This window comes from Bacillus sp. D386 (assembly GCF_006346415.1).
The window spans coordinates 122,700-138,944 of the sequence record NZ_VEMV01000007.1; the positions used below are offsets into that span (position 1 = coordinate 122,700).

Sequence of the window (16,245 nt, forward strand, 5' to 3'; positions counted from 1 at the left end):
GGTGAATAGTTTGGCTACTAAGCATGAACAAATATTGGCATATATTGATGAACTACCGATTGGCCAAAAAATCTCTGTACGGCAAATTGCAAAAGCACTGACCGTCAGTGAGGGAACCGCCTATCGAGCAATTAAAGAAGCTGAAAATAAAGGGTATGTCAGTACGATTGAAAGAGTTGGAACCATTCGTATTGAACGGAAGAAAAAAGAAAACATAGAAAAACTGACATTTGCTGAGGTTGTTAATATCGTTGATGGACAGGTCCTCGGTGGTAGATCAGGGCTTCATAAAACTCTGAATAAATTTGTCATAGGGGCTATGGAGCTTGAGGCGATGATGCGTTACACAGAGGCAGGCAATCTTTTGATTGTCGGGAACCGTGTGAAAGCACATGAACTTGCATTAACCACAGGGGCAGCTGTGCTCATCACCGGTGGATTTGATACAGCGGATTCAGTTAAAAAACTTGCGGATGAATTGCAAATGCCTGTGATCTCTACGTCTTACGATACCTTTACTGTTGCAACAATGATTAATAGAGCAATCTATGATCAGCTGATTAAAAAAGAGATTTTACTTGTCGAAGATATTCTTATTCCAATTGAGAAAACAGAAGTACTGAAAGCAGGAAATACAGTTGAACGTTGGACTGAACTGAATAAAGCGACAAAGCATAGCCGTTTTCCGGTGGTAGATGATAATTTGCGCCTGCAGGGAATGGTTACATCTAGGGATATTCTTGGGGTTGATGCTTCCGTACAGATTGATAAAGTTATGACTAAAAATCCTATCTTTGTAGGTGAAAAGACGAGTGTAGCATCTGCCGCTCATATGATGGTTTGGGAGGGTATTGAGCTCTTGCCAGTCATTGATAACCGCAATCTTTTAATCGGAATTATAAGCAGACAAGATGTTTTAAAGGCATTGCAAATGAGCCAGCGGCAACCACAGGTCGGTGAGACGATTGATGATGTCATCGCCAATCAAATGACGGCTGTTCAGGGTAATGATAGTTATCAGTGTGAGGTGACACCTCAGATGACTAATTACTTGGGAACGATCTCGTATGGTGTATTTACAGCTATGGTAATTGAAGCAACGAATAGAGTGCTGCGAGGATATAAACGCGGTGATTTAGTTGTAGAGAATATGACGATCTATTTCTTAAAGCCTGTTCAGCTTGAGAGCAAACTCGAAATTGTACCAAAGGTACTGGAAATTGGACGGAAGTTTGGAAAAGTAGATATAGAAGTCTTCAATGAAGGAAAATTGGTCGGTAAGGCCATGATGACCTGCCAGTTATTGGAGCGTAGTTAACGATAAAAAATTGCCTTTATAGGAGCTATAAAGGCAATTTTGCATATTCACGTAATGATTATGATACGATTATTTTAGTGCCGCCTGATATTCTTCCTCAGCAAGGGGAGCATAATATTTATACATTCTTACACCGCCATATATACTCCATCCGCCAACTATGATAAAAATAGCAGCGACGATATAGGTGACAGTTGTATGAAAAAGGAATAGCTGATTAAGACCGAAAAGAGCAACAAATACACCTAAAGAGATGGATGATTTACCGGACAGATATGCTCTTTGCATAGGTAACTTGGTTCTGAAGTATTTTGTCTTATAGTAAATAAAAAACGAAAAAGACATTACAATTAAAAATACAAATATTATCATGCACTGTGCCTCCAATTGGGTTGTATGCCTATATTGTACAAGATATTGAAATATTGTACCAATTTGGAATTCGATTCCTTATCCTTGGTTGCGGGTATCATATGCATGACCATACATAAAAAAACAAAAGATAAAGGGAGAAAAGTGATGAAGGAACAGATTATAGATGCAATCAAAAAATACAATACGATTATTCTGCACAGACATGTTCGGCCAGACCCTGATGCATATGGATCACAATGTGGATTGGGAGAAATCATTAAATATTCCTTTCCAGAAAAACAAGTATTCATGGTTGGTCAAGAAGAGGAATCTTTACATTTTCTAAAGCGACTTGATGTGATTCCGGATGAAGCATATGAAGGAGCATTAGTGATTGTTTGTGATACAGCCAATCAGGAAAGGGTCTGTGATCAACGGTATACGAGGGGGGATCTTTTGATTAAAATAGATCATCATCCAAATGAGGATCCTTACGGAGATTTTTTGTGGGTTGATACATCAGCAAGCTCTTGCAGTGAAATGATTTATGAATTATATGAGTACGGTAAGGATAAAGGATTACGAATGAATCAGGAGGCAGCGCGATTATTATATGCAGGAATCGTAGGTGATACGGGTAGATTTTTATATCCAAGTACTACCGATAAAACATTTCTGTATGCCGGCGAGCTTATTCAGTACGGATTTAATCGCACGGATATATACGATGATATGTATGATGTTGATGAAGCGGTCGTTCGTTTGAATGGCTATGTTTTTGAAAACTTTAAAATAATTGATTCAGGAGTTGGGGTAGTCGTAATTACGAAGGAAGTCATGGAACGATTTGGTGTAAAATCCTCCGGAGCATCTTCACTTGTCAGTACTTTGGGATCTGTAAAGGGAATCAAGGCATGGGTATTTTTCATTGAAGAAAATGATGAAATTCGAGTTCGTCTCAGATCGAAAGGCCCTGTTATTAATGGTGTAGCTATGAAATATAATGGAGGCGGGCATCCCTTAGCATCTGGCGCAACCATTTACAATTGGGAGGACATGAATAATGTCCTTGCAGATCTCGTACAGGTTTGTTCCAACTATGGATCCAAATAATTAAGTGGAACAGCCAGGTACCCAGAGGAGTACCCGGCTGTTCTTAAATTTGTTTGAGCGACAATGAAATTTCGATATGCGTGTATAGAATTAATTCCTGGACTTCCAATTGATAGTGCCTGCCGTTTAATTTGATATTCTTATTAATAATTGCTCTTTTAAGGAGTTCTTTTCCATGACTCACACTTTCCAAATCCTTACCTAATAAGCTTTCGAAATCTTTCTTAATACTTTGCTCTACCTCAAAAATACTGAGTGGATCCAATCTGTATTTTTTATAGTTTGTAATATGAACGGTTACTTCCTGTACGAGTAATTTACTCTCATTTTTTTTATTTAAAATTTCGTATTCATTTTGCCATATTTCAAGCTCATCGTGTAAATCTTTAATAGCATCCTGCTGTGTTTCTATTAACTGAATTTGCTTTTCCTGCAGATCACCGAACATATACAAAAAAAGCCCCCAGCTTATGATCGCCCCTATAATAACTCCTGCGAAAAAGCGTTGCCATAAGGGATTTCGATAATATGGAGGGATTCTCATGGATTTAACTGCTCCTGTGTCAGCCATTGGATAATGAGAGCACCGGCTTGAGCTCCTCCAAGGGCTGAAATAATAATCAGGATTTGTTTGAATAAATCTTTTGTCGCACCATGAAAGATTCCTCGTTCAAATGAATAGACCGCATCGAAAGTTCCGCCAATAGCTGCCACAATAGCCCAAATTCTTAAACCCTCGGATAGGCGAAACACTTGAGTTAATGGGGGTTGACCTGTTATGAAAGCAGCCAGTCCACCGATCAAAGATCCGCCAAGCAGTACGCCAAATGAAATGAAGAAACTGTTTATAAATGCTGGTAAGAAAGCCTGGTTCATTTACCTCGTCCTTTTTGTTTTTTACATATATATGAGGGAGGGATGAGTAATATGTAATTAGGCTAAAAAGTTTTTCAACTTGCATCGAACATATTTTCTTTTTGAGCATTGGACTTCTATAATAGAGAATAAGAGAGAATTTCTCCTAAATACAAAAATGATAACAAGGATGTGACGAAAGAATGTCATTAATCCATCTTCATGTATATAGCGCGTATAGTCTTCTGGAGAGTACGTTATCAATCAGGGATATCGTTACCTCGGCAAAGAATAATGGTTTCAGCAGTATCGCATTAACAGATCGAAATGTTATGTATGGGGCTGTGTCTTTTTACAAGGAATGCATGGAACAGGGAATCAAGCCAATCATAGGTTTGACTGCAGATATATTTGATGATGAAGAGCATAAAAGTTATTCTCTTATTTTGCTGGCTAAAAATAATGAAGGATATCATAACCTAATGAAGATATCGAGTGCAATTCAAACGAAGTCTCCTGATGGTTTGCCATTCAGATGGTTGAAAGGATATGCAAGAGGCCTCATTGCCATTACACCGGGAATAGAAGGTGAAATTGAAAGTACACTTTTCCACAATGAGCAAGCTGCAGAAAAAGTCCTCTTGAAATATAAAACCTTGTTTGGTAATCAATCTTTTTATCTTTCATTGCCTAAACCGTCTACGGAAGGAATGGAGAGGGCGAAGATCAAACAACTGGCTGACAAAACGAACACCCAGCTTGTTGCAGCTCACCATATTTGTTATTTGAAGCCAGAAGATTCACTGGCTTATCAAGCATTGACTTGTTTAAAAGATAATATAAAGATAGAAGAATTGGATAAAATCGAGTTGTCTGAGAATGAAAGGAAGCATTTTGCGAGCCGTTCTGAAATGATGGAGTGGTACTCATCCGATGTGGCTGCTCTTGAAAATACGATTCAAATAGCCAAAGAATGCTGTGTAAACTTAGAGTTTAATCAAAAATTACTTCCAAAGTATCCCGTTCCCAATGATTTGTCCGCACATCAATATTTGATAGAGATTTGCAAAAAAGGATTTGCCAAGCGTTATCCAACTCCCGATAAAAAGCACTTTGAACGATTGGAATATGAATTAACTGTAATTGCTGATATGGGGTTCAGTGACTATTTCCTGATTGTCTGGGACTTTATGAATCATGCTAATAAACAAGGGATATTAACAGGTCCTGGACGTGGATCTGCTGCAGGTTCGATGGTTGCTTATGTGCTTGGAATTACCAATGTCGATCCTATTGAATACAATCTATTGTTTGAAAGGTTTCTGAATCCGGAAAGGATTACGATGCCTGATATAGATATCGACTTTCCAGACAATCGCAGAGAAGAAATGATACGGTACGTAGCAAAGAAATATGGACCCATTCATGTGGCACAAATTATAACCTTTGGTACATTTGGAGCAAAGGCCGCTTTGCGAGATGCGGGCAGAGTTTGTGGATTGAACACGAAGGAGTTGGACCAGCTATCTCGTTCGCTTCCTCCTATTAACGGACTGACCATACAATTGGCGCAATCTGAATCCAGCCGTTTCCGTACATGGATTGCAGAATCTGCACTTCATAAGCGGATTTTTGAAATCGCCAAGAAGTGGGAAGGGCTTCCAAGACATACATCCATACATGCCGCAGGGGTAATTATTACCGATCAACCGCTGACCGATTTAATTCCGATTCAGGAAGGGCATGAGGGTGTTTATTTGACCCAGTTCCCGATGGAAATTTTAGAAGAAATTGGTCTTTTGAAAATGGATTTTCTCGGACTCCGAAATTTAACTTTGCTTGATCAGATTGTGAGACAGGTAAATCGTTCATCGGGTAAGAAGATTCAGTTAAGTCAGATTCCATTGGATGACACGGCCACATTTGAGTTATTAAGTAAGGGACTAACCTCGGGGATTTTTCAGTTTGAATCAGCTGGCATGCAAAATGTCCTTAAAAAGCTAAAACCCACTGTTTTTGAGGATTTGGTAGCGGTCAATGCCCTGTATAGGCCGGGCCCTATGGATAATATCCCGACATTCATAAATCGTAAACATGGAATTGAACCTATTACTTTTCCTATTACTGAATTGGAAACAATTCTGAAGCCTACCTACGGGATCATTGTGTATCAGGAACAAATTATCCAGATTGCTTCGACAATGGCCGGTTTCAGCTTAGGAGAAGCTGATTTGCTGAGAAGAGCTGTAAGTAAGAAGAAAAAAGACGTTCTCGATGAACAAAGAGCTCATTTTGTAAAAGGGGCTATGGCTAGAGGGCACGAACAGCATACGGCAAATGAAGTATATGACTTAATCGTCCGGTTCGCAAATTATGGGTTTAATAGGAGTCATGCAGTCGCTTACAGCCTAATTGCATATCAGTTAGCCTATTTAAAGGCAAATTATTTGCGCAGCTTTATGGCAGGGTTGATGACATCTGTAATTGGCAACGATGATAAAATAGCTCAATACGTTCAGGAATTAAAGTCAAAAGATTATATAGTCTATCCGCCATCAATCAATAAAAGTCATTTCCCGTTTATTCTTGAAGGAGATAAAGGGGTGCGTTACAGTCTGGCAGCTGTGAAGGGCATTGGAGCTTCCGTCTTAAAAGAACTGGTTGCAGCTCGTAAGAATGGCCCATTTGAAGATCTATTTGATGTTTGTATACGTATTCCTTCCCGTATCATAAATAGAAAAGTATTGGAAAATTTATGTTACGCGGGTGCATTTGACGAGTTTAAAATGGATCGTGCAAGTATTTTGGCAAGCATAGATGTGGCACTGGAGCATGCTGAATTGGTTCGTCCTGATTCAGGAGAAGTTGGTTTTTTTGATGCTGATGATATGTTCATTAAACCGAAATATGTAGTAGTCGACCCGATGCCAACGGACAAAAAGTTACAAAAAGAAAAAGAAGTTCTCGGCTTATATTTATCCGACCACCCAATCAGCGGTTCAAGACCTTTATTAAAACATGCAGGAGCACTTCCTCTGTCCAATTTTCCACTGAATTCAACAGGATTTGTTGGTGCTTATATTCAATCTGTTAAACTGATCCGTACAAAGAAAGGCGAAAATATGGCTTTTCTGCTTCTAAGTGATGAAACGGGTGATATGGAAGGGGTTACTTTTCCAAATGTGTACAAGCAATATTCATCCATTTTAAAAGAAGGAAATTTAGTTTTAATAGAAGGAAAGCTGGAGGAGCGCAATGGGAAGAAACAATTTATCACACAAAATCTTTATGATTTAGAGAATGATATACCGAAAATAAAGGAACTTTTTAAATCCGTCTATATTAAGGTTGCTCCAAATGTTCAAACCAATAAAACCTTAACAGCTATTCGTAATGTTTTGATTCAATATCGTGGGAACACAAAGGTGTATATATATTACGAAAAAGATACAAAAACTATTCAATTATCCAAGGAAAACTGGGTGAACCCTACTCCCGCCCTACTGAAAGATTTAGAAAGAATTATAGGAGAAGGAAATGTCCTGATTAAAGAAGATTAACTATGTACAAGACAGAATATTGTGATATATTTACAGTATAATTTTGGTCATACCAGAAGTGGGATAAAATGTATCGTATGATAAAAAGTGGGGTGTGGGTAATTGACTTTAAGAGAAGAAGCGTTGCATATGCACCGTTTAAATAAGGGGAAATTGGAAACAGTGGCCAAGGTACCTCTGCGGAATGCACACGATTTAAGCCTGGCATATTCTCCAGGTGTAGCTGAACCGTGTAAAGCTATACATGATAAACCGGAAACAGTATATGAATATACTTTCAAGGGCAATATGGTAGCCGTAGTATCAGATGGTACAGCAGTGCTTGGACTCGGCAATATTGGTCCGGAAGCTGCCCTCCCTGTGATGGAAGGAAAAGCATTATTATTTAAGGGGTTTGCAGGAGTCGATGCTTTTCCAATCTGTCTAAATACGAACGACGTAGATAAAATTGTGGAGACAGTAAAATTACTTGAACCAACTTTTGGCGGAATTAATTTAGAAGATATTGCGGCTCCAAATTGTTTTGTCATTGAAGAAAGATTGAAAAAAGAAACGAATATCCCTGTTTTCCATGACGATCAGCACGGTACAGCAATTGTAACGGTTGCAGGTCTTGTTAATGCCTTGAAGCTTTCCAATAAGAAAATGTCTGAGATTAAAGTGGTTGCAAATGGCGCTGGTGCTGCCGGTATTGCCATTATTAAGCTACTATATCACTTTGGTGTACGCGATTTAATTATGTGTGATAGCAAGGGTGCGATTTATGAAGAACGCCCATATGGTATGAATGCTGTAAAAGCAGAGGTGGCTAAATATACAAATCGTGATCATTTGGAAGGCAGTCTTGAGGACGTCATTAAAGATGCAGATGTTTTTATCGGTGTTTCGGTTGCAGGCGCGCTAACTCCTGAAATGATTAAATCAATGGCCTCAGATCCAGTCATTTTTGCGATGGCCAATCCAGTTCCCGAAATTATGCCGGAATTGGCTAAAGAAGCAGGTGCGGCAGTCGTAGGAACTGGTAGATCCGATTTCCCCAACCAGGTAAACAATGTTTTAGCCTTTCCGGGAATTTTTCGAGGGGCTCTGGATGTAAGAGCAACTCATATTAATGAGAAAATGAAAGTTGCAGCCGTTGAGGCGATTGCAAATCTAATTACAGATGAAGAGCTGCAAACGGATTATGTAATCCCTGCTCCTTTTGACCCGCGAGTTGCTCCGGCAGTAGCTGCTGCAGTAGCAAAAGCGGCGATGGAAACAGGGGTTGCAAGATTAAAAGTTGATCCGGAAGAAATCAGAAAGAAGACAGAATTACTATCATCCATTGGAAAAAGTGAGTGATGACAGATGGAATTACAAACTGAAGGACAGCCAAAAGTATATTTAGAAATAGTTCGCAAGCTGCAAAGAATGATTGAAGAGGATCATCTTGTTCCAGGTGATAAAATCCCCTCTGAACGGGAGCTGTCTGACCGCTTAAATGTTGGCCGTTCCTCAGTCAGAGAAGCTTTAAGAGCGCTGGAGCTTTTGGGATTGATTGAAACAAGAAGAGGAGAAGGAACATTCATTCATGATTTTCAAGAGCATAAGCTTGTTGAATTACTTGGCTCATTTTTCATTTTAGAAGGTAAAACAAAAGAAGATTTGATTGAAGTGAAATTGTTGTTAGAAAAAGATTGTATACGTATAATGTCCGAATACAACCGTAAAAATCCTGAGACTATTAAAGATCTATATAATTGGGCTAGAACCAACTCATTTACGGACGAGGCTTACTTCTCTCAATTAGCCAGTTTGACTGACAATCGATTGATGGAAAGAATTTGGAAAACGGTAAACAGTTACTGTAAAGCATCTGGCTATGAATTCTCCATTCAAGACCGAAAGCAATATATTATTTTAGCTGCTTTAATGGAAAACGGGGAAAAAGATCAAGCACTTGAAATATATGATACAAAAATCAGAGCTACTGCGAAAAGTGAATAATAGATATCTGTAGTATATTGGCCTTATATAGGTACGTTTTGTAAACTATATAAGGCCAATTTTATAAACTTTCCATTGCTTGCAATTAAGGTTTATAGATTTACTAAGACATAAGGGTTAATGAAGATGCATATGATTTGTCCTATTGGTCGGTAAGGATATGATTTTTCAAAGATGTGTTTCTTGTATGTAGATAAGATAGGACTTCAATAATGTGCAAGTAGTTTGTCCTATTACCATAGTCTGTATATATCTGATGGGATGGCAGGTATAATGGACAAGGTGGTTTCAGTAATCACTGGCTGATGAGAAAATCAGTAAGGTTTATTTATGAACCATTGATGTACTGTATTACGAAAGGGGATCGAGAGTTTTGTTGAAAGACATGTTTTCTCGTACAAAAAAGAAAAAGTATGCAACCATTCCTTCTGATAAAGCAAATCAAGATGTGCCTGAAGGAATTATGATGAAATGTCCGTCTTGTAAAACTATTAAATACTCTAAAGAAATATTAAAAAATGATAAAGTTTGTCCTAAATGTGGTTATCACCACCCGATGAGTGCAGTTGAACGTTTAAGCAATTTAATGGATAAAGGGTCTTTTGAGGAGTACGATCGGGGGATGATATCGGAAAATCCACTGAACTTTCCCGATTATACAGAAAAGCTCGATAGAGATCGAAATAAGACAAAACAAAATGAAGCTGTAGTAACAGGAATAGGTCGAATTAGTGGTCATACCACTGTGATTGCTGTAATGGACTCTACATTTCGTATGGGCAGTATGGGCTCTGTAGTTGGTGAAAAGATAACCCGGGCCATTGAAAAAGCTGATGAATTAAAGGTACCTTTTATTATATTTACCGCATCCGGAGGAGCCAGAATGCAAGAGGGAGTTATAAGTCTCATGCAAATGGCAAAAACAAGTGCAGCCTTAAAACGTTTCAGTGAGCATAGCGGTTTGATTATATCGGTTATGACTCATCCAACTACCGGTGGGGTATCAGCGAGTTTTGCTTCTCTCGGAGATTATAACCTTGCAGAACCTAAAGCTTTAATTGGATTTGCCGGCCGTCGAATAATCGAGCAAACAATCCATGAAAAGTTACCGGAAGATTTTCAAACTGCTGAATTCCTTCTAAAACATGGTCAACTGGATGCAGTAGTGCCGAGAAATAAAATGAAAGATACACTGGCTGCAATTATCGATATTCATACATCAGGGGGGAGTAAATAATGCCGGGTGAATTGTCATTTGAAAAACCAATACAGGATTTACAAAAAAAAATAGATGAATTAAAGAAAATGACTTCACACTCTGATGGAGAGTTTACAGAGGAAATTAATAAGCTGGAGGAACGCTTGGGCCAATTGGAAAAAGAGCTGTATCTAGATATTAAGCCTTGGGATCGAGTTGAAATAGCCCGGCACTCATTACGCCCTACAACCTGCGATTACATAGAACACTTATTTACATCGTTCTTTGAATGTCATGGGGATCGACTTTTTGGTGATGATGAAGCAATAGTGGGCGGCATAGCTAAGTATCATGGGATGCCGGTGACTGTTATTGGTCATCAGCGAGGTAAGGATACAAAGGATAATATACGACGGAATTTTGGCATGCCTCATCCAGAAGGATATAGAAAAGCTTTACGACTCATGAAGCAAGCGGAAAAATTCAGGAGGCCAATTATTTGTTTTATTGATACAAAGGGAGCCTATCCTGGTAAAGCGGCAGAAGAAAGAGGTCAAAGTGAAGCTATTGCTAGAAATTTATTCGAAATGGCCGGTTTAAAGGTGCCAATCGTTTGTATAGTAATTGGAGAAGGAGGAAGTGGCGGAGCTTTAGCACTTGGTGTGGGAGACCATATTCATATGCTTGAAAATTCAACTTACTCAGTTATTTCTCCTGAAGGAGCTGCATCCATCCTCTGGAAAGATGCATCCATGGCAAAGAAGGCAGCGGAATCCATGAAAATTACGGCACCAGATTTAAAAGAGTTAGGCATTATAGATCAAATTATTCCTGAAGTACTTGGCGGTGCTCATCGCTCGGTTAAAGATCAGGCTGAAGAGATTGATAAAATATTAAAAAATTCGCTTGATACATTAAAAAATATGAGTGAGGAAGAGCTAGTCAATAAAAGATATGAAAAATATAAAAATATTGGCAAGTACGGATTTTCGACTCAATTTGTAAAGAATCATTAAACGTACATGAAAATGTACGTTTCTTTTTTGTTCAATAGGGAAAAATACACACGATGTACAATTTTTTTTAATCCCTTGATAATAATGAGAATCTCTCAATGTGATAGCGTTTTCATATAAAATTCCTTGGTACAAAGGGCTTTACGAAAGGATTTTGTTATCATAGAATAAGGATGCGATTATGAATAAACGGAAACAACTATATTTCGTGATTGTGTTTCTGTCTGTCTATATACAGATGCTATAAACAGATGTGTACTCAATGAAGATAATACTAAACTTGGGGTGATATCATGAAAAGAATAGGTGTATTAACAAGTGGGGGAGATTCACCAGGCATGAATGCCGCAGTACGTGCCGTTGTAAGAAAAGCGATTTACCATAATATTGAGGTTTATGGGATTTACAACGGATACCAAGGTCTTTTAAATGGGAACATAAAAAAGCTTGAGATCGGATCTGTAGGAGATATTATACATAGAGGCGGAACGATGCTGTATACGGCTCGTTGTCCGGAATTCAAGGAAAGAGATGTTCAATTGCAAGGTATAGAACAATTGAAGAAATTTGGAATTGAAGGACTTGTTGTTATAGGTGGAGATGGTTCTTATCGTGGAGCCAAAGCTTTAACAGAACATGGATTTCCATGTATAGGTGTACCGGGCACGATTGATAATGATATTCCAGGAACCGAATTCACAATTGGATTCGATACTGCCTTGAATACCGTTATTGATTCTATTGATAAAATCAGAGATACAGCTACTTCACACGAAAGAACATACGTTATTGAGGTAATGGGAAGAAATGCCGGAGATCTTGCACTATGGGCAGGACTTGCAGGCGGAGCGGAATCTATTCTTATCCCCGAAGAAAACTATGATATGAATGATATCATTAATAAGCTGAAGCGTGGGCATGATAGAGGAAAGAAACATAGTATTATTATTGTTGCTGAAGGTGTTGGCAGTGGTATGGAAATCGGTGAAGATATCCAGAAACGCACTGGCTTCGAAACGCGTGTGACAGTTCTAGGACATGTTCAGCGCGGTGGATCACCAACAGCGACAGATCGCGTATTAGCCAGTCGATTGGCTGCTAATGCAGTTGAATTGCTCCTTGATGGAAAAGGCGGCCGCGCAGTAGGGATCGTTAACAATAAATTGGTTGATTATGACATTATTGAGGCATTAAAGATACCTCATGTGGTTGACAAAAAAATGTATGAATTATCTCAGGAGCTTTCAATTTAATTAAGAAATAGTAAATAGGAGGATACAACGTGCGTAAAACAAAAATCGTATGTACAATTGGACCAGCCAGTGAATCATTAGAAAAGTTAAAAGCATTAATGGAAGCAGGAATGAATGTTGCCCGTCTAAACTTTTCTCATGGTAGCCATGAAGAGCACCGTGCAAGAATTCAAACTATTCGCCAGGCTGCAGAAGAAACTGGTAAAACAGTTGGGATTTTACTTGATACAAAAGGACCGGAAATTCGCACTCACAACATGGAAAATGGTGGGTTCGAATTAGTAGCAGGTCAAGATGTTACCATTTCTATGACTGAAGTACTTGGTACTCCGGAGAAATTCTCAATCACTTATGAAGGCTTAATTGATGATGTTCATGAAGGATCCAGAATCCTTGTTGATGATGGTTTAATTGGTCTTGAAGTAACTGGTTTAGATAAAGATAAAAAAGAAATCTATACAAAAGTTCTTAACACAGGAATGATTAAGAATAAAAAAGGTGTTAACGTACCAGGAGTTTCTGTCAAATTACCAGGAATTACACAAAAAGATGCGGAAGATATCGTATTCGGTATTCAAGAAGATGTTGATTTCATTGCAGCTTCCTTTGTAAGAAGAGGAGCGGACGTTCTTGAAATCAGAGAATTGCTTGAAAATCATAATGCAGGTCATATCCAAATCATCCCGAAAATCGAAAACCACGAAGGTGTAGAAAATATTGAAGAGATCTTAGCGGTTTCTGATGGTTTAATGGTTGCGCGTGGGGACCTTGGCGTTGAAATTCCTGCCGAAGATGTACCTCTTGTTCAAAAAGATTTAATTAAACGCTGCAATACAGTGGGTAAACCGGTTATTACAGCAACGCAAATGTTAGATTCAATGCAACGTAATCCTCGTCCAACTCGTGCGGAAGCAAGTGACGTAGCGAATGCAATTTTTGATGGAACAGATGCAATCATGCTTTCAGGTGAAACAGCAGCTGGCCAATATCCAGTTGAAGCTGTTCAAACTATGCACAACATTGCTAGTAAAGCAGAAACAGCTTTAAATTATAAAGCAATTCTTTCTGCCCGCAGTAAAGATCATGATTATAATGTAACTGATGCAATTGGGCAATCTGTAGCACATACAGCATTAAACTTAAATGTTTCAGCTATTATTACACCGACACAAAGTGGATCAACAGCACGTGTAATTTCCCGTTACCGTCCTAAAACACCTATCATCGCAATCACATCTGATGAAAGAGTGATGAGAAGATTAGCGTTGGTATCTGGTGTATATCCAATTCTAGGAACTAGTACTACTACTACAGATGATATGCTTGAAAATGCAGTTCAAGCAGCAACTGAGAAAAACTTAGTAAAACCTGGTGAATTGGTTATTATCACAGCGGGTGTACCAGTGAATGAATCAGGCACAACTAATATTATGAAAATCCACTTGATCGGTTCTGTTTTAGCAAGTGCTCAAGGAATTGGAAGAAAGTCTGCTTCAGGCCGTGTAGTTATTGCTAACAACGCTGAAGAAGCGATTGCTAAAGCAAAAGAAGGTTGTATTTTAGTTACAAATGCAACGGACAAAGATATGATGCCAGCGATTGAAAAATGCGCAGCATTGGTAACTGTAGAAGGCGGTTTAACAAGCCATGCTGCAGTAGTTGGTTTAAGCCAGGGTATTCCGGTTATTGTTGGATTTGAAAATGCTACAACAGTGTTACAGGACAACCAGGTTATTACTGTAGATAGCCGAAGCGGCCGTATTTACGAAGGTAATACAGGAATTCTGTAATAAACATGATGGAGCTGTTTGCTTAGCTGTTTGCTAATTTAAACAGCTCTTTTTTCTATCCACTTCTATCAATTATGCTAAACTAAAGGAAAATGCCAGACACTTTGCAATAAGGAGGTTCCTAATGAAGCTCTCAACCATATTTTTCATTCTGATACCAATTATTGAAATTATTGTTTTGTTGGTGTCGGGTTCTTATTTGGGTATTGGCTGGACGGTTTTCCTCATCTTTTTTACTGGGATCATCGGAGTATTCTTGGCCAAAAAACAAGGCTTGCAGGTCATCCAGCGCGCAAAGGACCAGATGAGTAAAGGATTTATGCCCGGTGAAGAAGTATACAGCGGGATCTGTATTCTAATTGGAGGCTTCCTGTTATTACTGCCTGGTTTTATCAGTGATATAGTGGGGTTCCTGCTGCTAATGCCATTTACAAGGAAAGCCTTTAAGCCAATCCTCTATGCACTGCTTACAAAGTATATGAGTAAATCACGCAAAACGATTACGATTATTCGATAAATGAGGGGCTGCTTCTGACGATGGAAAAATCGTTGGATGCAGCCTCCTCCTTTTATTTAGGAGGAGGGGGCTGAATTCCCATAATATAATCTTTTAAATCATGAAGGATATGCAATTTATATAATGTACTCAATATCACTAAGATAATGGGACCTAAAATAAAACCTAAAAACCCAATTAGCTTAAATCCGACAAAGATAGCAACTAAAGTAGCCAATGGATCCAGACCGATGCTTGAGGAAAGGATTTTCGGTTCCATGAATTGCCTTTGAACAATCACTACCGTATATAAAATACCAAGACCAAGTGCAAATCCGAAGTTGCCGATAATCAACTCGTATATAATCCATGGAACGAAAACTAAACCTGTACCCAGATAGGGCAATAAATCAACAAATCCAATTATAAGGGCGATTGTAATGGCATAATCAACCCGCAGAATTAATAAACCAACCAGAACAATTAAGGCTGTTATTGATATTAACGTCAGCTGTGCTCTTATAAAACCGAATAATGCTTTCTCCAACTCTTTCATGACGTTCTTAAGATTGTACATGGTTTTATTCGGTAGCATTTTTTTACTGTAATTAATAAATCTATCCCATTCCTTCGCAATAAAAAATGTGGCCAGTAAAGTAAAGATAGCCCCTGTTCCTACACTTGGAAGCCAGCCAATAACAACAGGCAAAAAAGCTAAAAACGATTGTAGAATCGACACAATGGTATTACCAGCTTCTTTCCCTAGCTGTTCTATATTTGACAAAATGGTATCCTGTTGCCCTGTATCAAGAGTATTAAAGAAGGATATGATTTTCTCGTAGAATGGGATGAAGTGATTTGTAATGTAATTTTGTGTATATACTACCATCGTATTTAAATGTTCAGGCAATGCTTCTGACAGATAGGTTATCCCGGCAACCATTTCAGCTACAAGAAAGGTAATCAAACCAGCAATAAGCGCAACCGTAACAAGCATAGAGAGAATAACAGATAAACTTTTTGGTATTTTAAGTTTATTCGTTAAGAACGTAACAAAAGGTTTAAGCAAGTAGGCAAACGAAAAACCTATGATAAATGGGTATGTATATTTAGCTATGATAAGCAGTAAATAAACGGATAGATAAATCCCGATAATAACGACTAAGAAGCGTAAAACTCTATAAAGGTGTTCAAGGTTCATATAAGCCTCCTTTATTTGGCTTTCTGAATTTAATTATATTCTTTAAGATCATTAAAAGAAAGTTCATATATTAACCACAAGTGGTATTTTTTGAAATTATCAGTC

At 38.4% G+C, this 16,245-nt stretch carries 14 protein-coding genes; 10 read left to right on the forward strand and 4 right to left on the reverse strand.

Features of this window, described 5'->3' with window-relative positions; all coding sequences use genetic code 11:
- The first annotated feature begins 10 nt into the window (after nt 1–10).
- Nucleotides 11–1,318, forward strand: coding sequence for a CBS domain-containing protein (locus tag FHY45_RS19335; protein WP_066108946.1), 1,308 nt, complete (start codon nt 11–13; stop codon nt 1,316–1,318).
- A 69-nt stretch (nt 1,319–1,387) separates the two neighbouring features.
- Here FHY45_RS19335 and FHY45_RS19340 read toward each other — a convergent pair whose 3' ends face one another.
- A complete protein-coding gene (locus FHY45_RS19340; protein WP_066108943.1) occupies nt 1,388–1,690 on the reverse strand; it encodes a YtpI family protein in 303 nt (100 codons plus the stop codon).
- A gap of 147 nt (nt 1,691–1,837) precedes the next feature.
- On the opposite strand from FHY45_RS19340, the gene FHY45_RS19345 reads away from it, so the two are divergent.
- Entirely contained in the window at nt 1,838–2,785 is a 948-nt protein-coding gene (locus FHY45_RS19345) for a DHH family phosphoesterase (protein WP_139892800.1), read from the forward strand.
- 43 nt (nt 2,786–2,828) lie between these two features.
- Here FHY45_RS19345 and ytrI read toward each other — a convergent pair whose 3' ends face one another.
- Both ytrI and ytrH read right to left on the reverse strand, forming a co-directional pair.
- Nucleotides 2,829–3,356: a sporulation membrane protein YtrI gene (gene ytrI, locus FHY45_RS19350; protein WP_373925506.1), complete on the reverse strand. Its 528-nt coding sequence runs from the start codon at nt 3,354–3,356 to the stop codon at nt 2,829–2,831.
- A complete protein-coding gene (ytrH, locus tag FHY45_RS19355) occupies nt 3,326–3,661 on the reverse strand; it encodes a sporulation membrane protein YtrH (protein ID WP_066108934.1) in 336 nt (111 codons plus the stop codon). Before ytrH ends, ytrI begins: the two co-directional genes overlap by 31 nt.
- A gap of 182 nt (nt 3,662–3,843) precedes the next feature.
- Between ytrH and dnaE the strand changes: the two genes are divergently transcribed.
- From dnaE to FHY45_RS19395, 8 genes are all read left to right on the forward strand, one after another.
- Nucleotides 3,844–7,200 (forward strand): DNA polymerase III subunit alpha, encoded by a 3,357-nt coding sequence (gene dnaE, locus FHY45_RS19360; protein WP_139892801.1) that lies wholly within the window; start codon nt 3,844–3,846, stop codon nt 7,198–7,200.
- A gap of 102 nt (nt 7,201–7,302) precedes the next feature.
- Entirely contained in the window at nt 7,303–8,541 is a 1,239-nt protein-coding gene (gene ystJ / locus FHY45_RS19365) for an NADP-dependent malic enzyme (protein WP_066108928.1), read from the forward strand.
- A gap of 6 nt (nt 8,542–8,547) precedes the next feature.
- Entirely contained in the window at nt 8,548–9,186 is a 639-nt protein-coding gene (locus FHY45_RS19370) for a FadR/GntR family transcriptional regulator (protein WP_066108923.1), read from the forward strand.
- Between the two features lie 373 nt (nt 9,187–9,559).
- Nucleotides 9,560–10,423 carry an acetyl-CoA carboxylase, carboxyltransferase subunit beta gene (gene accD / locus FHY45_RS19375; protein ID WP_066108920.1) on the forward strand — a complete coding sequence of 288 codons (864 nt, stop codon included), beginning with the start codon at nt 9,560–9,562 and terminating at the stop codon, nt 10,421–10,423.
- The gene (gene accA, locus FHY45_RS19380; protein ID WP_066108919.1) at nt 10,423–11,400 is read left to right on the forward strand and encodes an acetyl-CoA carboxylase carboxyl transferase subunit alpha; all 978 of its coding nucleotides are present in this window, start codon (nt 10,423–10,425) and stop codon (nt 11,398–11,400) included. The genes accD and accA overlap by 1 nt, the downstream gene beginning before the upstream one ends.
- A 293-nt stretch (nt 11,401–11,693) precedes the next feature.
- Nucleotides 11,694–12,653: a 6-phosphofructokinase gene (pfkA, locus tag FHY45_RS19385; RefSeq protein WP_066108917.1), complete on the forward strand. Its 960-nt coding sequence runs from the start codon at nt 11,694–11,696 to the stop codon at nt 12,651–12,653.
- 29 nt (nt 12,654–12,682) lie between these two features.
- Nucleotides 12,683–14,443: a pyruvate kinase gene (gene pyk / locus FHY45_RS19390; protein ID WP_066108914.1), complete on the forward strand. Its 1,761-nt coding sequence runs from the start codon at nt 12,683–12,685 to the stop codon at nt 14,441–14,443.
- A gap of 124 nt (nt 14,444–14,567) precedes the next feature.
- On the forward strand, nt 14,568–14,960 hold the full coding sequence (locus FHY45_RS19395) for an FxsA family protein (protein ID WP_139892802.1): 393 nt from the start codon (nt 14,568–14,570) through the stop codon (nt 14,958–14,960).
- A 52-nt stretch (nt 14,961–15,012) separates the two neighbouring features.
- Here the strand turns inward: FHY45_RS19395 and ytvI are convergent, their stop codons facing one another.
- A complete protein-coding gene (gene ytvI / locus FHY45_RS19400; RefSeq protein WP_066108908.1) occupies nt 15,013–16,140 on the reverse strand; it encodes a sporulation integral membrane protein YtvI in 1,128 nt (375 codons plus the stop codon).
- Nucleotides 16,141–16,245: the final 105 nt, after the last annotated feature.